The following is a 20,591-nucleotide window of genomic DNA, read 5'->3' as shown; positions in this document are numbered from 1 at the left end:
ATGTCAGCGGTCGGCGGGGGTCGGGCCGGGTTGCTCGCCCGGCGCGGCGGCGGGGGCGCCGGCCGCCTGCCTCTTGCGGTGCCGGTCCAGCCAGCCGAAGGAGAACTGGGCCGCCAGGATCAGCACCACGATGAACTGCAGCACCTGCACCAGATATTTGCTGATGCCCATCTGCATCTGCAGCACCGAGCTGCCGCTGTCGAGCGCGCCGAACAGGAAGGCCGCCAGCATCACACCGATGGGATGGGAATGGGCCAGCATGGCCACGGCGATGCCGTCGAAGCCGTAGCCGGGCGAGAAATTGTCGTAGAAGGCGCCGTAGACGCCGAGCACCTGCTCCGCGCCGGCGAGGCCGCCGATGGCGCCGCTGACCAGCATGACGCCGATGACGTTGCGGCGCACATTGACGCCGCCGTAATGGGCGAAGCGCGAATTGAGGCCGATCAGCTTCCATTCATAGCCGCGCACCGTCACGCGGTTGAACACCGCGATCGCGACGCAGCAGGCGATGGCGATGAAGATGCCGGTATTGAGCTGCGAGAAGATCGAATAATTGGTCAGCCTCGCGGCGTCGGCGATGTCCGGCAGCTTGTTGGTCGGCCCCGGCGCCTTCAGCACGCGGGTGGAGATATAGCCGGTGACGAGCAGCGCCGTCGGATTGAGCATCAGGCAGATGACGAGCTCATTGACGTTGAGATAGACCCGCAACAGGGCTGGAATGGCGGCCCACAGCGCCCCGCCCAGCGCCGCGGCGAGGATGCAGGCCGGCGCGTGGAGGAGCGGCGGCAGGTCGGCGGCGTAGCCGACGATGCCGGCGGCGAGGGCGCCCATCAGCATCTGGCCCTCGACGCCGATGTTCCAGATGCCGGAGCGGAACGAGAGCGCGACGGCGAGGCCGGTGAAGATCAGCGGCGTCGTCATCTGCAGCGTCACCGACAGGTTGGCCCAGCCGACGAGGCTGCCTTCGATGAGCAGGCGATAGACCGCGACCGGGTCCTGGCCGAGGGCGGCGACCAGCAGCCCGCCGATGACGAAGGAGATGACGACCGCCAGCACCGGGCCGGCCAGCGGCTTCAGGATGCGCATCCCCGGAAGGCCCGCCTGCTTGGGCAGGCTCGTCTCGCTCTCGCTCACGCTCATGTCCCTGTCTCGGCCGGAACCGGGTCGTCGGCGCGGGGGGCCTCCGCCTCCAGGCCGCCCATCAGCCGGCCGACGCCCTCGACCGTCGCATCGGCGCTGGCGAAATCGCCGACGATGCGGCCGCGATAGATCACCAGGATGCGGTCGCAGAGCGAGAAGATCTCGTCGAGATCCGCCGAAACGACGAAGACGGCGCAGCCTTCGTCCCGCATCTTGACGAGCATGCGGTGGATCGATTCGATCGCACCGATGTCGACGCCCTGCGAGGGCTGCTCGGCGATGATCAGCGAGACCGCGCGCGTCAGTTCGCGGGCGAGCTGCACCTTCTGCTGGTTGCCGCCCGAGAGCGCGCCGGCCGGGGTGTCCTCGCCGGCGCCGCGGATGTCGAACCTGCGGATGAGTTCGCGCGTCCGGCGCCGTGCCGCCCCGGCCGAGAGCAGCGGGCCATGGCTGAACTCGGCCTGGTGGCCGAGCGTCAGGTTCTCCCAGATCGAGCTCTGCAGCGAGAGCCCGACCTGGCCGCGGTCCGCCGGGATATAGGCGAGGCCGGCCTTGCGCGCGGCACGGGGGCTGGAGGCGGCGGGCGACGTGCCGCAGATCGAGATGCGGCCGGCGACCGGCCGCCGCAGCCCGGCGATGCTCTCGACCAGCTCGTCCTGGCCGTTGCCCTGCACGCCGGCGAGGCCGACGATCTCGCCGGGATGGATGTCGAGCGACAGGTCCTCCACCGCGACGGCGCCGCGCTCGCTGCGCACCGTCAGGTTGCGGATCTCGAGCGTGCAGGCCGGCGCGGGGCGGGAGGCGGCCTTGCTCACCCGCAGCAGCACGCTGCGGCCGACCATCAGGCTGGCGATCTCGTCGGCGGTGATGCCGTCATTGTCGCGCGTGGTGACGATGCGCCCGTGCCGCATCACCGAGATGCGGTCCGCCGCCGCCAGCACCTCGCGCAGCTTGTGGGTGATGAAGATCACCGAGCGCCCGCTCTCGGCCAGGGCCTGCATGGTGGCGAACAGCTCATGCGTCTCCTGCGGCGTCAGCACGGCCGTGGGTTCGTCGAGGATGAGCGTCTCGGCATTGCGGTAGAGCGCCTTGAGGATCTCGACCCGCTGGCGCAGGCCGACCGGCAGCGTGCCGACCACGGCCTTGGGATCGAGGTCGAGGCCGAAGCGGCGGCTGAGCTCGGCGGTCTGCTCCTCGGCGCGCCGGCGGTCGAGCCGGGAAAAGGAGCGCACCGGCTCGGCGCCGATGATGATGTTCTCGGCGACGGTGAAGGACGGCGCCAGCTTGAAATGCTGGTGCACCATGCCGATGCCGGCCTTGATCGCCTCGGCGGGACCGTCGAACGACACCGGTGCGCCGCGCAGCAGGATTTCACCGCCCGTGCGCGGCACGAGGCCGTAGAGGATGTTCATCAGCGTCGACTTGCCGGCGCCGTTCTCGCCGACGAGGGCGTGGATCTCGCCGGGCCGGATCTCGATCGAGGCATCGTGGATCGCCATGAGGTCCCCGAACCGCTTGGCGATATTGCGCATCGTGACGAGGTCGCTGCCGTGCATGGCATCACCCGGATCGCTGGAGGAGGGAGAGGTGCGGCAAGGGTTCGCCGCGCCGTCGTTCCGTATCCGCTCAGTTGCTCTTGCCGGCGATCGAGGGCGGCGTCGCCATCGGCGGCGTGCCCATCTCCTTCTGGCCGGGCTTCAGGTCGAAATAGTTCGGCACCACGATCTCGCCGGAAATCACCTTCTGGCGCAGCACATCGACCTGCTTGAGGACGTCGTCGGCGATGAGGCCCTTGTTGTACTGGTCCATCGCCGCGTCGACGCCGCCTTCCTTCAGGCCGTAATAGAGCACGGTACCGCCCTTGAACGTGCCGTCCACCACCGACTTGATCATGTCGTAGGCCTGGGTGTCGACCCGCTTCACCATCGAGGTGAGCACGAAGCCGGGAGCGAGGTAGTTCTGGTTCGAATCGACGCCGATGGCGAGCGTCTTGGTGCTCTTGGCCGCGTCGATCACACCCGCGCTGGTGGCGCCGGCGACGGCGAAGTTGATGTCGGATTTCTGGTTGACGAGCGAGAGCGTGTATTCCTTGCCGGCCGCCGGGTCGGTGAAGGTGCCGGCATAGGTCTCAAGGACGTTGACCTGGGGATTGGCCATCTTCGCCCCGTAATAATAGCCGATGAAGAAGCGGTGGATGATCGGGATGTCCTTGCCGCCGACGAAGCCGATCGTGCCCGTCTTGGTGGTCTTGGCCGCGATCATGCCGACGAGGAAGGAGCCTTCCCAGTCCTTGGTCACGCTGCTCACCACATTGGGGGCGATCGGGTCGGGGCCGACATCGACGAGGCCGAACTTCTGGTTGGGGAAGGCGGCGGCCACCGTCTGCATCGGCTTGATCATGTCGAAGGACGAGCCGACGATGAAGTCGAAGCCCTGGCCCGCCGCGCGGGCGAGGGTCGACTGGAATTCCGAGATCGAGCGCGGCTGGATGACGACATAATCGATGCCGAACTCGGCCGCCGCCTTCTTCATCCCCTGGTTCATCATGTCGTTGAAGGAGCGGTCGCCGAGGCCGGATTCCGACGTGACCATCGCCACGCGCAGTTTCGCTTCGGCGGCGCCGGCCAAGAGCAGACTGCCGGCCAGCATCGCCAGGATGCCGAGTGCTGCAAGAACTCTTCTCATCTGTGTTCCCTTTGGATCTGGAGTGGACGACAGTCGGCGCGGAGCTTCGCTCTCTTCGCCGGGTGGTTCAGGTCCGGTGCGACACCCTCCCCTGGAGGGGGAGGGTCAGCCTGCAAGGCCGGGGTAGGGTGATGGCGCGACCCGGCATGACACAGGCAAGAAACAATGAATTCTTGCGAAGAAGTCACCCCACTCCGACGCTTCGCGTCGCCCCTCCCCCTCGAGGGGAGGGTGGAACGTGGCGCTTGCCCAGGCCTTGCCCCTTTGTGCTCGTTCTACGCTTTCGCCTCCTGTGCGGCGGCCATGAAGGATCGGACCTTGGCGGGATCGAAGCTGCCGAAGGCCGTCCCGGTGCCCTTGAGGGAGGAGGAGACGATCGTGCCGTCGGCGACGGCGTTCACTTCCGCCACATTCTCTGCGGTGACGCTGCCGCCGACCAGGATCGGCACCTGGCCGACCCTGCGCCGGGCGATGGCGATATAGTCGTGCGTCTGAGCGTAGGTCTTGCCGGTGAGGACGAGTCCGTCGGCGGTGCCGAGGCGCACGGCATAGTCGAGGTCGTCCTCGAAGGTGCCGGGCACCAGCGACATGCCGGTGCGGTCGTGGACGTCGGCGAAGATGGCGACATGGTCGGCGTTCCAGCTCGTCCGCGCGCGGATCGCCGCGAAGGCCTGCGCCGATTCGACACCGAACGGCGTCAGCATCGCCCCGACGAAGATCTTGATGCGCACGAAATCGGCCCCCGCGGCGGACGCGACGGCGAACATCGCCTCCGCGTCGTTCTCCAGGAGGTTGAGCCCGACGGGCTTGCCGAAGGCTTGCCGGACCTCGCTCGACACCCGCGTCATCCAGGCGACCTGCGCCTTGGTGGCGTGCAGGTCGGTCGGGACGTCGCCGAGATTCTGCACCATCAGCACGTCGACGCCGTTCTCGGCCAGGATCTGCGCCTCCGCGAGGGCCGGGACGAGGATGTCGTCGATGCCGGCGCCCCGGTAGCGGCTGCTGCCCGGCAGGGCGCCGAGCTGCACCATGCCGATGACCGGCTTCCTGCCGGCGCGGATGAGGGACAGAAGTTCGCTCATCAGGCCGCCGCTCCGCTTTCGGCCTTCTGCGCCGAATTGAAGATCTGGCGGAAATTGACTTCCTGGCGCTTGCGGTTGTCGAAGCCGAGGAAGGCGATGCCCTGCTTGTCGGAGATGTGGCAGGACAGATATTCGAACGGCGCCTTGTAGACGAAGGGCGACAGCGTTTCGGGCACCGGCGGCATGGCGAAGAAGATATCGCAGGCCGCCTTGGCCTCTTCGTCGCCCTCCTCGCCGATGATGATGATGCGCGAGCCCATCTCCCGCGCGGCCTGGGCCTGTTCGAGGCCGCGGTCGTGCCCGGCGCCCGGGGGCAGGATGATGATGGTGTCGGTCATCTCGTCGGTGATGAAGTAATGTTCGTGCGCCCACTCCTCGAGCTCGGAGAGGTGGCAGGGGCGCGTCAGGCCCTCGAACCATTTGGCCATGCCGAAATAGGCGGTGGCATAGTTCGGGCCGCCGCCGAGGATCACCGTCTTGCGATCTTTCGTGAAGCTGGCGGCGATCGCCTCGGCGAGCGTGCCGGAAACGGCATCGGCCTTCGCCATCGCGTCGGGCAGGGCGTGCAGGTCGGCCACCAGCGCCGCGACCTCGGCGGCGTCGAGATTGCCGATGCGCTCGCCGAGGGCGATGCCGGCGATGACGAGGCCGAGCATGCTGGCGGTGTAGGTGATGGTGCCGGGGGTGACGACGCGCGTCCCGTCCGGCTGCTCCTTGATGTTCGGGGTGGCATTGACCTTGATCAGCGTCTCCGCTGTCCTCGCCAGCCGGTTGTCGGCGCTGACGGTGACGCCGAAGGTCCAGGCGCCGCGCTCGCGGGCGAGGCGCACGCCCTCGATGGTGCGCGATACCGTTCCGGAATTGGAGATGCCGAACACGAAGCTGTCCTCGGGCAGGTGGCCCACCAGGTAGCGCGAGAATTCCAGGGCTTCGACCGGCTCGATGAAGCGGCCGGTGGCCAGCGACATGTGCTGCCGCGCGGCGAGGGCGGCGCAATAGCTGTCACCGCAGCCGATCATGAAGCCGTGGCGCAGCGTTCCCGGTTCGCGCGGGGCGACGACGCCGCGCATGAAGTCGAGCATGGCGTCGACATTGTCACGCACGAAACCGGGTTGCATGGCAATCTCTTGCAGCATGACGGTCTTTTCGTTCTGCACGGCAATTCCCTTCATTTGCTTTGGTGCGGCCCGGCCTCGCGGCCCGGCCTTCGTTCAGATCGGATAGGTGCCGGCGCGGGCGCGCAGGGCATCGAGCCGCCGCCTCGCCTCGCCGGGTGTGGCCGCGGCGAGCCGCGAAGAGCCGAGCGCCTCGACGCAGAAGGAGGCGGCGACGGCGCCGAACAGCAGCGCCTCCAGGGGATCGCCCGTGCGGGCAAGGCCGACGAGCGTGCCGCCGCAGAAGGTGTCGCCGGCCCCGGTCGCATCGACGACGTCGACGGGGAGCGCGGGCAGGCGGATGCCCTGCCGGGCGCCGGCCGCATGGGCGACGACGCCGTCGGCGCCGCATTTGACCGCGATCAGCGCGACGTCGGGGCCGATGGCGCGCAGGCGCCGCACGGCCTCGATCGGGTCGGCGTCCGGGAAGAGGGCTTCGGCGTCCTGGCGGCTCGGCAGGAAGAGATCGACGCTGTTCAGGAGCGCGCCGACCTCGTCGAGGCCGACTTTCGCCAGATCGCGGTCGTCGAGGTCGAGGGAGATGAGACGGGTGCCGCTGTCGCGCAGGGCGCCGACGAGGCCGCCATAATGCTGCCAGGGCAGGGGCGCGATATGGGCCGCGTCCTGCCGGCCGGTGGCTACCGCGGAGGGAGCGGGGCTGAAATCGGCCCAGTTGCGTGTCTCCCGCCGGAACACGAAATGCCGCGACCCGTCCTCCTCGTAGAGGCCCCAATTGCGCAGGGTGCGGGGCAGCGCCGGGCAGCGCGAGAGGTCGATGCGCCCGGCCAGCGGACCCAGCGGATATTCCGGACCGACGGGCGCGACGATGCTGGCGCGCTCCCCCCACACCGCCATGCCGAGGGCGGCATACATCGCATTGCCGCCCGGCACGCCCCACCGGGTCGAGCCATCGACGAAGACGAGATCGTCGATGGACAGGTTCCCGAAGGCGGCGAAGGAGGCCGTCATGACTTCATCCCGGCGCGGACCAGGGTGAAGTCGATGACGTCGGAATTGTGGTAGTTGACCGAATAGAGCGAGCGCCGGCCCTCGATGTCGAAATGCGCCTCGCGCATCAGGAGGAGCGGCGAGCGCGGCTTGAGGTCCAGCAAGGCGGCGAAGGTCTTGCCGGCGGAGACCGCGGTCACCGACATCTCGCTGCGCGCCAGCGGCCGCGCCAATTGCTCGGACATGAAACGGTAGATCGAGCTGCCGTCGAAGCGCCGCACCAAGGCGAACTCCCGCGCGGGATCGACGAGGCGGATATATTCATAGGCGACGGCGAGCGGCCGCTCGTCCATCAGGCGCACGCGGCAGATCTGGGCGACCGGGGTATCCTTGGCGACACCCAGCGCCTCGGCGACGCCGCCCTCCGCCGGGACCATCCGGAACGTCATGTCGCGCACGCGAGGTTCGCCGCCGAAGGAGCGGATCAGGGCGCTCATCGAGCGCATGGTGTCGAGGGCGCTGCTGACATGCCGGGACGGGTCGGTGACGAAGGTGCCGACGCCGTGGCGGATGTCGAGCAGGCCGTCGCGCGCCAGGATCCGCGTCGCCTCCCGCAGGGTCGGCCGGCTGATGTTGAGCTGGCGCGCCAGTTCCGCCTCGCCCCGCAGCCGCGTGCCATGCGGCAGCGCGCCCGACTGGATCTGCTCGCGAAGAGCGTTCGAGACGCGCCCCACGAGGTCTTCCCGCGGCACGCCGCCCTGCCAGATGCGTCCGGAAAGATGGGTGATCTGCAGGTCGTCCACGTCGGCCTCCATGCTCGGCAGGCGGAGAATGCGGAAGGACGGCGGCGAAGTCAACTGACATCAGAGGTCAGACGTCTTGTTTCTTTACCGACGGCAAAATACCTCTCGCCCGTTTCGACCGGACATCTAGGCCGGAGCGTGCTGAAGGCCGGTACCCGGGCTTCTCGCGGCCTGTCCGGGCCGGTTTTCACGCCGCCGGGAAAACAGGGGCGGGCGAGACGTCTCCGCTCCCCGAAAATCTGCGCCGACGCCGGCCTGAGCGCGCGCAGGAGATCGGGTCATCTCGTGCCCCGGATGGGATGCGTGTTCACGCCGCCGCCTTGCCGGCGCGGATGGCGTCGCGATAGGCGGCGAGGCCCTCGGCGATGGGGAAGCGCGGCTTCCAGCCGAGATCGGCGGCGATCAGCGCGACGTCGAAGCGCGTCTGCACGTCCGGCACGTCGTCGGCGCCGGGAACGAGGCGCGGGCGCATGTCCGGATGGGCGGCGGCTGCCTTCTCGACGATGGCCGGCATGGTCAGCGCCTCGCCGGAGCCGACATTGTATTCGCGGTGCGGCAGGTCCCTGGCCTCGAGCGCGGCGATCATCGCTTCGGCGACGTCGTCGGCATAGACGTAGTGGTAGACGAAACCGGGGTCGCAGGGGATCTCCGTCTCCACGCCCCTCTCGGCGTTGCGGATCAGCGCGTTGAGATGGCAATTGGCGCGGCGGTAGGGGCCGTAGACCCGGCCGATGCGCAGACTGACGCCGGCGAGGCCGTATTCCACCGCGAAGCCCTGGATCAGCTGCTCGCAGGCGACCTTGGTGGCGCCGTAGACGGAGGTCGGCCGCAGCGGTGTCGCCTCGGTGATGGCCGCCGCGCCGACATCGCCATAGACGCTGATCGAGGAGCAGAACACGAAGCGCCGCATGGCGTGGACGCGGGCGAGGTCGAGCAGCAGGGCGGTCGCGTCGATATTGGCCGAGACGAGCTTGAGCGGCTCGCCCTGCGCCATCATCGGGCCGGAAATGGCGCCGCAATGCAGGACGGCGTCGATCGCCTCCTCGCGGATGAGCGCTTCGAGCGGACCGCGCTCGTCGAGCCCGACCAGCCTCAGCGCGGGATCGTCGCGGCCGAAGCCGGTGATGTCGATCGGGACGACCTTGTGCCCGCGCGCGGCGAGCATCGGCCTCAGGGCCATGCCGATCAAACCGGCGGCGCCGGTCAACAGAACGTTCATGCGGGCTCCTTCTCTTGCGTTCGGGCCGGCCTACAGGGCGACCATGCCGCCGTCGACGCTCACGTCGGATCCCGTCACGAAGGAGGAGCCGTCCGAGCAGAGGAACAGGATGACGGCGGCGACCTCCGGCGATTCGGCGAAGCGGCCGATCGGCGTCAGCGGCAGGAAGGCGGCGCGCTGGGCGTCGGTGACGTCGCGCTGGATGCCGGTCATCGTCGTGCCCGGCGACACCGAATTGATCTGGACGTTGTGGGGCGCGTATTGCACTCCGGCCTGCCGCGTCAAGGCGAGGACGGCCCCCTTGGAGGCGCAGTAGGCGGCGGCGTCGCGCAGGCCGATATGGGCCGCCGTCGAGGCGACGTTGCAGATCTTGCCGCTCCGGCGCGCCACCATCCCCGGCAGCACGGCGCGCATGCCGAGCCAGACGCCCTTGGCGTTGATATCGAGGATGCGGTCCCACACCGCCTCGGACACGTCGATCGCGGTGTCGCCGGCCACGGCGATGCCGGCATTGTTGACGAGGATGTCGATGCGGCCGTGGCGGCCGAGCACGTCCTGCACCAGCTCCGTCCAGCCTTCGGCGTCGCGCACGTCGAGGCTCGCGGCTTCCGCCCGTCCGCCGGTCGCCCGGATCGCGGCGGCGGCTTCGTCCGCCTCCTTCCAGTCGACGCAGATCACCGTGGCGCCGCCGGTGGCGAAGCCCTCGGCGGCGGCGCGGCCGATGCCACTGCCGGCCCCGGTGACGATGGCGATCTTGCCGTCGAATTGCGGCGAGGGAGAGGGCATGGCTTCAATCCGGATTGGCGAGGGATGCGGGCGCGAACGGCCGCAGGGCGGGCGAAGTGGCGAGGAAGTCGAGGAGGTCGCGGTCGCGGCCATGGCCGGCCACGAGCTGCAGCCCGATGCCGCCTTGCGCGTCGGTCATCGCGACGGGCACCGTCACCGCCGGCAGGCCGGTGACGTTCATCCAGCCGGTGAACACGGCGTGGCCGCGCGGGCCGACCTCGCGGCCGTCGATCTCGGGCGGGAAGATGGTGTCGGCCGGCCAGGCGAGGGCCGCGGTGGCGGGGCAGAGCAGCAGATCGTAGTCGCGGAAGAACAGGCCGGCGGCGCTGCGCACCTCGGCGGCGGCGGCGAGGGCGTCGAGCAGCTCGCCCGCCGTGCGGGCGGCGCCCTGTTCGGCCAGCGCCCTGGCGCTGGGATTGACGAGCGCCTGCCAGCCCTCGAATTTCGACAGGTGCCAGGCGAGGCCCGCCTGCATGATCGCGGTCCAGGCGGCGGTGACGCGGTCGGCGTCGAAGGGCGCCTCGATCGTCTCGACCCGGGCGCCGGTTTCCGCGAGCGCCGCGGCGATGCGGCGGCTCGCCGCCGCGATGCGCGGGTCGACGGGATTGGCGCCGATCGCCGGCATGAAGGCGATGCGCGGCTCGGCGGGGAAGGGCCGCGCCGGGGCGGCGGTCGCCAGCGTGCGCGGATCGGCGGGATCGAAGGTCTCCAGCACCTCGCGCACGCTGTCGAGATCGGCGGCGGACCGGCCGATCGCGCCGACGACTTCGAAATCGGCCAGGAGCTGCGGAAAGCCGTCATAGCGCGTCACATGGCCGATCGACGGCTTGAGGGCGAACAGCCCGCAATGGGCGGCCGGGCGGCGGATGGAGCCGCCGGCGTCGGTGCCGATGGCGAGCGGCCCGATGCCGGCCGCGACCGCCGCCGCGCCGCCGCCGGTCGAGCCGCCCGGCGTCATGCCGCGCGCATGCGGGTTGAACGTCGTGCCGAAGACGAGGTTGCCGGTATAGCCCTGCACCGTGAATTCCGGCACGTTGGTCTTGCCGAACAGGAGGGCGCCGGCCGCCCGGAGGCGGGCGACCGCCGGCTCGTCGTGATCGGGCACGAAGTCGCGGTGCAGCCGGCTGCCCCAGGTGGCCGGCAGGCCCGCGAGGTAGAGATTGTCCTTGATGCTGATCGGCACGCCGTCGAGCACCGAGAGCGGGGCGCCGTTCTCCCAGCGCAGCGTCGAATCGAGCGCGGCCAGCGTGGCGCCTTCGCGGTCGACGGCGATCACCGCATTGAGGCCGGGATTGACCGCGTCGAGGCGGTCGAAGACGGCGTCCATCACCGCCGTCGGCGAGAACGCGCCGGTGCGATAGCCGGCGACGAGCTCGGCGGCCGTCAGGGACCAGAGGGGGGCGGTGTCCGAGGTGCTCACGCCGGTTCTCCCACCCGTGATGATGCCGGCAGCGGTATGTCGCGATAGAGCTGGGCCAGCTTCTGCCGGAAGGCGGGCTCGGTCTTGCGGATTGTGCCGGCGACCGGATCGGCGCCCGCCAGCATGGTGTCGGTGGCCTCGCGCGAGAAGTCGACGACGAAGCGCACCCGATCGGCGCGCCGCGCTTCGACGCGCTCGGAAACCGTCGCCACCGGACGTCCCTCGGCGAGGGCCGCCCGGATCTCGTCGACGACGACGCAGGCGTCCTCGCAGGCCTGGGTCGCGCCCTGGCCGAGCGTCGGCACCATCGGATGGGCGCTGTCGCCGACGAGCAGGATGCCGGGCTCGCGCCCATAGGCGACGCTGCCTTCCTGCAGCCGCGCCCAATGGATGCGCTCGGCATGGCGCTGCACCGCCTCGATCAGGTAGCCGGCCTGCGGGGAGGGCGTCCCGGAGGCGGGCCGGTAGAGTTCGCCGAGGAAGGCCGGCTGCTTCATGTCCTCGGCGATGCCGCTGCCCGGGGGGATCGGGAACGAGCCGGCGCAATAGATGAAATCGCCGGGCACGCGGAAGGCGAGCAGCCGGTTGGATCCGTTGAACCACTGGGCGTAGTCGTCAATCGGACAATCGGGCCCGGCCGGGAACAGCACGCGGTAGAGGCAGACGCCGAGAAAATGGGGCGTCTCCGGCCCGCCGAGGACGAACTCCCGGATCTGCGAATAGCGTCCGTCGCCGGCGATCAGCAGATCGATGTCCTCGATGCGGCTCTCGGTGCCCGAAGCGCGGTCCCGCCAGACGACGAAGGGGCTGCCGTCCGCCCGTCCGCATTGCGTCAGCTCGGCGGAGAAGCGCACATGCTCGCGGATCGGCTCGCGCAGCAGCGCGTAGAGCTCGGCCCAGCGGATGCGGATGCCGGCATTGTCGGCGACGGTGGCGAGGTCGAGGTCCATCAGCACCCGGCCGTCGGTGAGCGAGACCTGCCAGCTCTGCCAGGGCAGGCTGTTGGCGATGATGGCCTCGGCGCTGGCGGGCAGGTGCAGCTTCAGGCATTTCATCGCGTTCGGGCCGATATTGAGGCCGGTGCCGGCTTCGGCATGATCGAGGGGGCTGACCCGCTCCAGGCAGGTGAGTTCGATGTCGTCGCGCCCGGCCAGGCCCGCCGTGATCAGGCTGCCGGCGATGCCGGCGCCGACGACCACGATGCGCTGCTTCTTCGCCGCGTTCATCTCAGGCGTCCGGCCGGTCGGCGATGACCGCGATCATGCCGCCGCCATCGGGGCCCTGATGCTCGGCGCCGCCGGACACGAACAGGCCGGTATCGTTGAGGATGCTCGCCGCGATGGCGCCGACCGCCCCGCGGATGTGGCGCTGCTCGTTGATGTCGCCGTCGTTGAGCATGGTGTGCGGACGCCCGCGGATGAGGCCGTCGCGCTGCGCCTCGCATTTGATGAAGGCGGCGCGCACGCGGCCCGCCTCCATCTGCGGGGCAGGCGAAAAGCCGAGGCGCTGCACCATGGCGTGGATGCTGGCGACGTCGAGCGCGTCCGTCATGGTGGTGTGCTCGATGGCGAGCGGGCCGGACCAGGCCCGGCTCATGCCGACGACGATCACCTCGTTGCAGTCGACCTCGACGCCCGCCGACATCGACGCCACCGACGAATAGAGCGAGAAATCCTTGAGCACGGCGGCCTCGACCGCCTTGTCGGCCGGCACCTCGCCGAGCGCCTTGGCGACGCCGAGCGCGCAGGCCGCGCGGCCGAAGCTCATCAGCTTGCCGGGATTGTCGGTGGCGGGCGGACGGCCGGAGCGCTGGTCTTCGAGAATGTCGGCGAGCGTGAAGGCCGGGCCCTTGACCTGCACGAAATGCACCTCCTCGATGGCGGCCTCGGCGATGGCCGCGGTGACCGAGGCGGCGATGGCGTCGATCTGGGCCTGCCGGCCGATGTCGGACGGGCGCATCGGCGCGGTGAAGGCGACGCCGATCGCGAGCGCCGGCTCGCCGCCGGCGGCCGCACCGTCCGGCGCGACGGTGAAGACGGTGTAATGCGGCGACAGCACGCCCTCGACGCCGCCCGAGAACACGAACGGGATCTTCTCGCGCACGGCTTCCGGCGAACGGCCGGTGCGCTCGCCGATCAGGATCGAGAGGCAGAGGGTGAGATAGCCGCGGGTGTAATCATTGACGAGGCCGTTGCCGTGCGTCTTGCCGATGACCGCGACGATCTGCGAGGCATCGATCGCGCCGCTGTCGATGGCGGCCTTGAGGCCTGAGACGTCGCTGGGATCGGCAATACTGAAGCGGTGGACATCGGCGCGCACGGGCGAACTCCGGAGATGACTGGACGAGGGCGAGTCAAATCAGACGTCAGACGTCTGATGAGAGCGTGATTGGGGTTTCCGCGCAAGCGGAAATTTCGGCGGCGTCCGCGCCGCGGATGCGGACGAGCCGGTTGGCGAGGGTGCCGATCGAGTCGGCGACGAGCTCGACCATGTCGCCGTCCTGCGGGAAGCGGCCGATCTCCAGCCCCGTGCCGCCGGCGGCGGTGCCGGAGGCGAGGAACTCGCCGGGCTGGAGCGTCTCGTCCCTGGAGAAGTGGACGATGAGGTCCTCGAAGCTGTGCAGCATGCCGGCGGAGGTGCCGCTGGCCCAGAGCTCGCCATTGACGCGGGCTTCCAGGGCGAGGGCGTAGGGATCGGGGATCTCGTCGGGGGTGACGATCCACGGGCCCATGGCGTTGGCGCCGTCGAAGCTCTTGGATTTCGAGGGGCCGAAGCCGGATCGGCTCTCGACGAGCTGGAAGTCGCGCGCCGACATGTCGTTGTAGAGGGTGTAGCCGAAGATGCAGCGGCTCGCCTCGGCGGGGCGGATGTTGCGCCCGCCCCGGCCGAGGAAGAGGCCGAATTCGAGCTCGAAATCCATCACCCGGCTCGCCTGCGGCCATTGCACCACGGCCCGGTGGCCGACGACGTTCAGCCGGTTCTGGAAATAGGAGACCGGGCGGTCGACGAACACCGGCGGCACGGCCGGCAGCGGCTGCAATTCCTCCGGCGTCGGCGCACGCCCTTCGAGGAAGGCGGCAACCCGGCGCATGCCGATGGGCGCGTGGCGGATATGGCCGGGGAAGAGGGCGGCTTCGCGCAGTTGCCGCGGCTCCGGCACGGGAGGCAGGAAGGCGACCGCGTCGAGCGGCACCAGGAAGGCCGCCTCTGCGCCTTCGCGCTCCGCCAGGCGGCGCACCCGGTCGAGGCCGGCCTCGCCGGCGTCGATCAGGTCCAGCATGGTGCGCAGGGCGGCGTCGGGGGCGGAGCCGGTCGCCGCCTGGGCGGCGGCCACGTCGAAGGCATGGCGCTCGCCGGGCGCCACCACGCCCACGAAGCGATGCCCCTGCCGTTCGAAGGTTCCGAGCTTCATGCGCCGTTCCCGTCCGTCCTCGCCCCGCTCTCAGGCCGGCGCGAAGACGTAGAAGGAATGGACATAGCCGAGCAAGATGGCGGCATACCAGGCCAGGACGAGGGCGAGCATCAGCGTGCACACCGCCATGCCGGCGGCCGTCATGCGCGGCGCCTCGACGAAGGTGCGCTGGGGATAGGCGCCGAAGGCGCGCGCCTCCATCGAGATCACCATCATCGACGCCTTGCGCAGGCTGCCCACCAGGAGCGGCATGGCATAGCGCTTGGTCTCACCGATGCGTCCGGCGATGCCGCCCTTGCGCACCACGCCGCGCACCGACTGGGCGGCGCGGATCGTCTTGATCTCCTCCTCGATGGTCGGGATGATGCGCAGCGCGATGAAGAAGGCGTAGGCGATGCGGTAGGGCACGCGGATCTGCGTCACCAGCGCGATCGCCAGCTCGCGCGGATCGGTGGTGCTGACGAAGACGAGCGAGGACAGGATGATGGCATAGATGCGCAGCGCCGAGGCGATGGCGTAGTCGGCGCTCTCGGCATAGATCGGATGGCCGAAGATGCGGAAGGCGACATGCGTGCCGGGCAGCGTCAGGGTCTGGATCACCAGGAAGCTCAGGCAGGCGAGGCCGAACAGCCAGGTGCCGCGGAAGACGACCGCGAAGGACAGGCCGGCGAGCGCGAAGGCGGTGAACAGGATCGCCAGCGTGACGACGATCTGCACCCAGCCGATATAGGCGCCGAAGGCGAGGAGGGAGACGCCGACGAGCCAGGCGAGCTTGGTCAGCGGGTCGAGGTGGTGGAAGAAGGAGTTCCCGGCCCGGAACTGGAAGGCGGTGGAGCGGTTCATGCGGGCGTCCTCTGGGGTCCGGCGATGGTGCCGGCGAGGTCGGCGAGGGAAAGGGTCGGGCGCACCGCGCTTTCCGGATGCAGGTTGGCGAGGGCGCGGCTGATCTCGAAGACGGGCGGCACCAGCAGCCCCGCTTCCTGGATGAGGCCGGAATCGGCGAACATCGCCTCCGGCCGGCCGTCGAACAGGAGCCTGCCGCGGCTGATCACCAGCGCCCTGTCGGCCCATTCGGCGACGAGGCGGACGTCATGGGTGATCATCAGGATGGTGGTGCGGTAGCGTTCGCGCAGGCGCGCCATCAGGCCCATGAGCTGCTGGGCGCGTTCATGGTCCTGGCCGATCGTCGGCTCGTCGAGCACGAGCAGATGCGGCTCCAGCACCAGCATGGTGGCGACGCTGAGGCGGCGGCGTTCGCCGAGGCTGAGCGAGAAGGGCGAGCGGTCGCGGTAGCGCTGCAGGTCGACGATGCCGAGCACCTCGTCGACGCGCTCCTTGATCGCCGCCTCGGAATAGCCGCGGACCTGCAGGCCGTAGGCGATCTCGTCCCACACCCGGTCGGTGACGAATTGATGGTCCGGATTCTGGAAGACGTAGCCGATCTCGGCGGCGATGTCGCGGGCGGTGAGGCCGGCGATATCCTTGCCTTCCAGCAGGATGGTGCCGCGCGGCGGCGGGTTGATGTGCATCAGCAGGCGGGCGAGCGTGGTCTTGCCCGAGCCGTTGCGCCCGCACAGCGCGATCATCTCGCCGCGGCCGAGGTCGAAGGAGATGTCGGCGAGGATCGGCAGCTTGCGCTCATAGCCGAAGCGCAGGTCGACGACGCGCAGGAAGGGGGCGACCTCCTCGCCGGCGGGAACGGCGGCCGGCAGTGCCGGCGGCATGCCCTCGCCGAGATGGCGTTCGGCGAACTGCACGGCTTCGCCGACATTCAGCGGCATGTCGGCGGCGGCAAGCGGAAAGCCCATGGCGTCGGACAGCGCCAGCGCGAATTCGCAGGCCTGCGGGAACCAGGCGCTGGTCGGCACCGTGCCCTGCTCCTCGGAATGGGCGGTCCGGCGCTGGGAGAAGGCTTCGCGCGGCGTGCCGTCGAAGACGACGGTGCCGCGGTCCATCATCACCACGCGCGAGACGCGGTCGGCGAGCTCGTCGACGCGGTGCTCGACCATGACGATGGTGGTGCCGGCCTCGCGGTTGAGCTTTTCCAGCACGGCGAAGATCTCGGCCATACCGGCCGGATCGAGATTGGCGGTGGGCTCGTCGAGGACGAGCAGCCGCGGCCGCGCCGCGAGCACGGCGGCGATGCTCACGCGCTGTTTCTGGCCGCCGGAGAGATCGAAGATCGAGCGGTCGCCGAAGCCGTCGAGGCCGACGAAATCCAGCGCCTCGGCCTGGCGCTGCAGGATCTCGGCGGCGGGGCGGCACAGATTCTCCAGCCCGAAGCACACTTCGTCGCGCACCCGCGTGTTGATGATCTGCGCCTCGGGATCCTGGAACACCATGCCGACTTCGGTGGCGAAGGTGGCGACCTTGGTGGTGGCGACGGGCTTGCCGTAGACGGTGACCTCGCCCGACAGCGTGCCTTTGAGGGTATGCGGGATCGTACCGTTGAGGAGCTGCAGCAGCGTGCTCTTGCCGCAGCCGCTCGGGCCGAGGATGAGGACGAACTCGCCCTCGTCGACCGTCAGCGAGACATTGTCGAGGACGTAGTTCGCCTCGCCTTCGTAAGCGTAGGAAACGGCGCGGATCTCGATCGCATGCTCATGCCCCGGCATCGCCGCGGCGGCCGCCCCGCCCTGCATCGCCGGGATTGCGGGCGCGTCCGCGGGAGGGTGGAGGCTGCGCGGGGGCGCAGCCTCCACGGCGGGATCGACTGCAAGGGCCATGGCACCGTTTCCCGCTGCGTTGTCCATCAGGCCGGCGACCGTTGCGGCTGGACGGGCGATTCGGCCGTGGCGAGGGCGGTGCCGCGCAGCACGCCGGCACGGGCGAGCGCAAGGGCGATCGGCTTGACGAGGATGATCGCATAGACCGCGCCGCTCGCCATGCGGATGATGAGGGCGAGGAGATTGTAGCTGATGCCCATGTCGCCGACGCCGAAGAAATAGACTTCCGGGATCTGCTGCAGGAGCGGGGCGAGGGCGCCGGAGAGGGCGAGCACCGACAGCGTCCACTTCTTGTAGCCGTAGAAGGCGAAGCCGAGATCCGACATGAAGCCCTGAAGGAAGCCGGCGCCGAGCACCATGATGCCGTTCGGATTGCCCGACAGCACCTGCGCCACGCCGTTCATGGTCTCGGCGATGGTGGCCGCGCCCGGCTTGCGGATGATGTAGCCGCAGAGCGGGCCGGAGATGTAGAAGCCGCCGCAGACCGCGGCGAAGGCCAGGAAGCCGTAGCTGCCGGAGAAGGTCATGAAGAGGCGGCCGAGCATGGCGTTGGGCGTGCCGAGCACGCCGTTGATCACGCCGATGATCGCCATGATCACGATCTCCATCAGCGTGAAGCTGACGAAGAATTTCCCGCTCGTGCGGTTCATGAAATAGGCGATCGCCGCCAGGACCACGCCGATGACGGCGACGATCAGATAGATAATGCCAACAGTCATAGGAAGTGCCTCGCAGCTTGAATGAGAGCCAGTGCGTGCGCCGGCAGGAGCCGGTATCCGCTGCGATCGACCTCGTTTGTTCAGGTTTCCGACATTGCGGCAAGCCGCCTTCAGAAGAGCCCCTCGCACCCTCTGTCCGATCGCCGAATGAATAATGCATTCAATTTTTCGGGTGGGACAGTTGAAGATGTCACCAAAAGGCTGCTTGATTGCATAAATAATATGCAGTCCAAATTTTAGACAAAGCCCCCTACTCCGCGGCGGCGGCCGTCGGCGTGTCCGCGCCCAGCAGCGCCGCCAGCGCACTCTCGACGCCGCCGCTGCGGTGGGGAATGCCGCAGGCGCCGAGGCCCATCTCGATGGCGGCGAGGATGCCGAGCAAAGTGGGGTCGTTGAAGTCGCCGAGATGGCCGATGCGGAACACCCGGTCCGTGAGCTGCCCGAGCCCGTTGCCGAGCGACACCGAGGACTGGTCCAGGATCGTGGCGCGCAGCGCATCGGCCGAATATCCGGCCGGCAGGCGCACGGCCGTCAGCGCGGCGGACGCCTCGCGGAGATCGGCGGCCTGGATGTCGAAGCCCCAATGCCGCACGCAGCGTCGGACCGCGTCCGCCGCCCGCAAATGGCGCCGGAACACGGCGTCCATGCCTTCCTCCTCCAGCATGTCCAGGGCGACCGCGAGGCCCTGGAGGAGGTTGGTGGACGGCGTGTAGGGGAAGAAGCCCTTGTCGTTCGATGCCAGCATCTCCTCCCAGTCCCAGAAGGCGCGCGGCATCCCGGCCGTCGCGGATGCGGCCCTCGCCGTCGGGGAAACGGCGTTGAAGCTGAGGCCGGGCGGCAGCATCAGGCCCTTCTGCGAACCCCCGACGGTGACGTCGACACCCCATTCGTCGTGGCGGTAGTCGATCGAGCCGAGCGAGGAAATGGTGTCGACGAGCAGCAGGGCGGGATGGCCGGCCCGGTCGATCGCCCGGCGCACGGCGGCGATGTCCGAGGTCACGCCGGTCGAGGTCTCGTTATGGACCACGGCCACCGCCCGGATCCGCCGTTCGCCGTCCGCGCGCAGCTGCGCCTCGATGCGGGCGGCATCGACGCCGGACCGCCAGTCGCCGGGCAGGAGGTCGACGTCGAGGCCCAGCCGGCGCGCCATCCGGCTCCACAGCGTGGCGAAATGGCCGGTCTCGGCCATCAGGATGCGGTCGCCCGGCGACAGCGTGTTGACGAGCGCGGCTTCCCAGGCGCCGGTGCCGGAGGCCGGATAGATGATGACCGGCTGCGTGGTGCCGAACACGCCGCGGATACGCTCCAGCACCGAGCGCGCCAGCTTCTGGAACGTCGGGCCGCGATGGTCGATGGTCGGCTGGGCGATCGCGGCCAGAACGCGCAGCGGCGTATTCGTCGGCCCGGGAATCTGGAGGAAGGGTCGTCCTGGCACACGGGGCATCGGCGTGAGATCTTTCTGGGACGCCATGCCCATCACGGCGTTTCCCTCGATTTATCCCTTATGTGAATAATGAATGCAATATTATGAATTGCGATAATTCGGGGCTTTGCTAGAGAGGAGGGGATCGGGCGTTTGCGGCATCGTCGCGCGGGCGCGGTCCGGGGTGACGATCACCGGCCGAATGCGATAGTTTGGAGCGGCATTGCCGATCCACCGGAACGGAGAGACATGACGCTCGCGGAGTTTCCTTCGACGATCAGCCGCCGCTATCTGCATGACGAGGTCGTCGCGCGTCTGCGCGACCTCATCCTGTCGGGAGAGCTGGAGCCGCGCTCCCGCGTCAACGAGGCGGCGCTGTGCAAGCGCTTCGACATTTCGCGCACGCCGCTGCGCGAGGCCATCAAGCTGCTGGCGGCCGAGGGGCTGCTCGAGCTTCTCCCCAACCGCGGGGCCCGCGTCACCGCCCTGTCGACGCGGGAGGTCGAGGACGTCCTCGAAGTAGTCGCCGCGCTCGAGGGCGCAGCCGGCGAGCTCGCCTGCAGCCACATCACCGACACCGAGATCGCGGCGCTCGAGCGGATGCAGGAGACCATGGTCGAGGCGTGGAGGGCGCAGGATGCGCCGCGCTATTTCGCCTTCAACCGCCAGATCCACGAAGCGATCATGCTGGCCTCGCGCAACACCGCCCTGCAGGGCGTCTATGCCATGATGGCCGGGCGCATCCAGCGGGCGCGCTATTCGGCCAACAAGACGCCGGAGCAATGGGTCCACGCCATCCAGGATCACGGCGAGATGCTGAAATTCCTGCGCGCCCGCGACGGTCTCGCCCTCGGCGCCCTCATGCGCCGGCACATCCGCAGCAAGCTGCCGGTGATCACGGCTGCGTTCGGCAAGGCTGCGCAGGAGCGCAATCAAGGCATCATGGTTTCAGGCTGAACCGCAGAGCCCGTCATTCCGGCTGAAGCGAAAAGCCGGAACCCCTGATCGCGCCATTGGCAGGACGGTGTTCATGGGTTCCGGGCTCGCCCTCCGGGCGCCCCGGAATGACGACAG

The 20,591-nt window shown here is 69.1% G+C and carries 18 protein-coding genes; 1 reads left to right on the top strand and 17 read right to left on the bottom strand.

Going from position 1 to position 20,591, the window contains the following annotated elements:
• Positions 1 to 3: 3 nt before the first annotated feature.
• From J3R73_RS27340 to J3R73_RS27260, 17 genes are all read right to left on the bottom strand, one after another.
• A complete protein-coding gene (locus J3R73_RS27340) occupies positions 4 to 1,140 on the bottom strand; it encodes an ABC transporter permease (protein ID WP_307434781.1) in 1,137 nt (378 codons plus the stop codon).
• Positions 1,137 to 2,696, bottom strand: coding sequence for an ABC transporter ATP-binding protein (locus J3R73_RS27335; protein WP_307434778.1), 1,560 nt, complete (start codon positions 2,694 to 2,696; stop codon positions 1,137 to 1,139). The genes J3R73_RS27340 and J3R73_RS27335 overlap by 4 nt, the downstream gene beginning before the upstream one ends.
• 70 nt (positions 2,697 to 2,766) lie before the next feature.
• Positions 2,767 to 3,825, bottom strand: coding sequence for a BMP family lipoprotein (locus J3R73_RS27330; protein WP_307434776.1), 1,059 nt, complete (start codon positions 3,823 to 3,825; stop codon positions 2,767 to 2,769).
• Positions 3,826 to 4,100: 275 nt separating this feature from the next.
• Positions 4,101 to 4,907 (bottom strand): BtpA/SgcQ family protein, encoded by an 807-nt coding sequence (locus tag J3R73_RS27325; protein WP_307434773.1) that lies wholly within the window; start codon positions 4,905 to 4,907, stop codon positions 4,101 to 4,103.
• Positions 4,907 to 6,025, bottom strand: a complete 1,119-nt coding sequence (locus J3R73_RS27320; RefSeq protein ID WP_307434770.1) for an SIS domain-containing protein — start codon at positions 6,023 to 6,025, stop codon at positions 4,907 to 4,909. Before J3R73_RS27320 ends, J3R73_RS27325 begins: the two co-directional genes overlap by 1 nt.
• A 93-nt stretch (positions 6,026 to 6,118) precedes the next feature.
• Positions 6,119 to 7,030, bottom strand: coding sequence for a carbohydrate kinase family protein (locus J3R73_RS27315; protein ID WP_307434768.1), 912 nt, complete (start codon positions 7,028 to 7,030; stop codon positions 6,119 to 6,121).
• The gene (locus J3R73_RS27310; RefSeq protein WP_307434764.1) at positions 7,027 to 7,812 is read right to left on the bottom strand and encodes a GntR family transcriptional regulator; all 786 of its coding nucleotides are present in this window, start codon (positions 7,810 to 7,812) and stop codon (positions 7,027 to 7,029) included. The genes J3R73_RS27315 and J3R73_RS27310 overlap by 4 nt, the downstream gene beginning before the upstream one ends.
• 307 nt (positions 7,813 to 8,119) lie before the next feature.
• Positions 8,120 to 9,031 (bottom strand): NAD-dependent epimerase/dehydratase family protein, encoded by a 912-nt coding sequence (locus J3R73_RS27305; RefSeq protein ID WP_307434761.1) that lies wholly within the window; start codon positions 9,029 to 9,031, stop codon positions 8,120 to 8,122.
• Positions 9,032 to 9,061: 30 nt separating this feature from the next.
• The gene (locus J3R73_RS27300; protein WP_307434759.1) at positions 9,062 to 9,817 is read right to left on the bottom strand and encodes an SDR family NAD(P)-dependent oxidoreductase; all 756 of its coding nucleotides are present in this window, start codon (positions 9,815 to 9,817) and stop codon (positions 9,062 to 9,064) included.
• A gap of 4 nt (positions 9,818 to 9,821) precedes the next feature.
• A complete protein-coding gene (locus tag J3R73_RS27295; protein ID WP_307434756.1) occupies positions 9,822 to 11,237 on the bottom strand; it encodes an amidase in 1,416 nt (471 codons plus the stop codon).
• Entirely contained in the window at positions 11,234 to 12,463 is a 1,230-nt protein-coding gene (locus J3R73_RS27290) for an FAD-dependent oxidoreductase (RefSeq protein ID WP_307434754.1), read from the bottom strand. The genes J3R73_RS27295 and J3R73_RS27290 overlap by 4 nt, the downstream gene beginning before the upstream one ends.
• A gap of 1 nt (position 12,464) precedes the next feature.
• Complete coding sequence (gene atzD / locus J3R73_RS27285) at positions 12,465 to 13,556, bottom strand: cyanuric acid amidohydrolase (RefSeq protein ID WP_307434751.1); 1,092 nt, start codon at positions 13,554 to 13,556, stop codon at positions 12,465 to 12,467.
• 46 nt (positions 13,557 to 13,602) lie between these two features.
• On the bottom strand, positions 13,603 to 14,649 hold the full coding sequence (locus J3R73_RS27280) for a fumarylacetoacetate hydrolase family protein (RefSeq protein WP_307434748.1): 1,047 nt from the start codon (positions 14,647 to 14,649) through the stop codon (positions 13,603 to 13,605).
• Positions 14,650 to 14,679: 30 nt separating this feature from the next.
• Positions 14,680 to 15,492, bottom strand: a complete 813-nt coding sequence (locus J3R73_RS27275) for an energy-coupling factor transporter transmembrane component T family protein (RefSeq protein WP_307434744.1) — start codon at positions 15,490 to 15,492, stop codon at positions 14,680 to 14,682.
• Positions 15,489 to 17,375: an ABC transporter ATP-binding protein gene (locus J3R73_RS27270; protein WP_307434741.1), complete on the bottom strand. Its 1,887-nt coding sequence runs from the start codon at positions 17,373 to 17,375 to the stop codon at positions 15,489 to 15,491. The genes J3R73_RS27275 and J3R73_RS27270 overlap by 4 nt, the downstream gene beginning before the upstream one ends.
• A 26-nt stretch (positions 17,376 to 17,401) precedes the next feature.
• A complete protein-coding gene (locus tag J3R73_RS27265) occupies positions 17,402 to 18,094 on the bottom strand; it encodes an ECF transporter S component (protein WP_307434738.1) in 693 nt (230 codons plus the stop codon).
• A gap of 250 nt (positions 18,095 to 18,344) precedes the next feature.
• Positions 18,345 to 19,538 carry a pyridoxal-phosphate-dependent aminotransferase family protein gene (locus tag J3R73_RS27260; protein WP_307437724.1) on the bottom strand — a complete coding sequence of 398 codons (1,194 nt, stop codon included), beginning with the start codon at positions 19,536 to 19,538 and terminating at the stop codon, positions 18,345 to 18,347.
• Between the two features lie 228 nt (positions 19,539 to 19,766).
• Between J3R73_RS27260 and J3R73_RS27255 the strand changes: the two genes are divergently transcribed.
• Entirely contained in the window at positions 19,767 to 20,474 is a 708-nt protein-coding gene (locus J3R73_RS27255; RefSeq protein ID WP_307434735.1) for a GntR family transcriptional regulator, read from the top strand.
• Positions 20,475 to 20,591 lie beyond the last annotated feature (117 nt).

The sequence above is a fragment of the Labrys monachus genome, assembly GCF_030814655.1.
Classification (GTDB): domain Bacteria; phylum Pseudomonadota; class Alphaproteobacteria; order Rhizobiales; family Labraceae; genus Labrys; species Labrys monacha.
Note: the sequence above shows the minus strand (reverse complement) of the source record. Positions and strands in the feature narration are given on the sequence as shown.

Bases quoted from the DNA above. Each gene is read 5' to 3' on its own strand.
- J3R73_RS27340 (WP_307434781.1), bottom strand. From the start codon at position 1,140: ATGAGCGTGAGCGAGAGCGAGACGAGCCTGCCCAAGCAGGCGGGCCTT.
- J3R73_RS27335 (WP_307434778.1), bottom strand. From the start codon at position 2,696: ATGCACGGCAGCGACCTCGTCACGATGCGCAATATCGCCAAGCGGTTC.
- J3R73_RS27330 (WP_307434776.1), bottom strand. From the start codon at position 3,825: ATGAGAAGAGTTCTTGCAGCACTCGGCATCCTGGCGATGCTGGCCGGC.
- J3R73_RS27325 (WP_307434773.1), bottom strand. From the start codon at position 4,907: ATGAGCGAACTTCTGTCCCTCATCCGCGCCGGCAGGAAGCCGGTCATC.
- J3R73_RS27320 (WP_307434770.1), bottom strand. From the start codon at position 6,025: ATGCAACCCGGTTTCGTGCGTGACAATGTCGACGCCATGCTCGACTTC.
- J3R73_RS27315 (WP_307434768.1), bottom strand. From the start codon at position 7,030: ATGACGGCCTCCTTCGCCGCCTTCGGGAACCTGTCCATCGACGATCTC.
- J3R73_RS27305 (WP_307434761.1), bottom strand. From the start codon at position 9,031: ATGAACGTTCTGTTGACCGGCGCCGCCGGTTTGATCGGCATGGCCCTG.
- J3R73_RS27300 (WP_307434759.1), bottom strand. From the start codon at position 9,817: ATGCCCTCTCCCTCGCCGCAATTCGACGGCAAGATCGCCATCGTCACC.
- J3R73_RS27290 (WP_307434754.1), bottom strand. From the start codon at position 12,463: ATGAACGCGGCGAAGAAGCAGCGCATCGTGGTCGTCGGCGCCGGCATC.
- J3R73_RS27280 (WP_307434748.1), bottom strand. From the start codon at position 14,649: ATGAAGCTCGGAACCTTCGAACGGCAGGGGCATCGCTTCGTGGGCGTG.
- J3R73_RS27275 (WP_307434744.1), bottom strand. From the start codon at position 15,492: ATGAACCGCTCCACCGCCTTCCAGTTCCGGGCCGGGAACTCCTTCTTC.
- J3R73_RS27270 (WP_307434741.1), bottom strand. From the start codon at position 17,375: ATGGCCCTTGCAGTCGATCCCGCCGTGGAGGCTGCGCCCCCGCGCAGC.
- J3R73_RS27265 (WP_307434738.1), bottom strand. From the start codon at position 18,094: ATGACTGTTGGCATTATCTATCTGATCGTCGCCGTCATCGGCGTGGTC.
- J3R73_RS27260 (WP_307437724.1), bottom strand. From the start codon at position 19,538: ATGCCCCGTGTGCCAGGACGACCCTTCCTCCAGATTCCCGGGCCGACG.
- J3R73_RS27255 (WP_307434735.1), top strand. From the start codon at position 19,767: ATGACGCTCGCGGAGTTTCCTTCGACGATCAGCCGCCGCTATCTGCAT.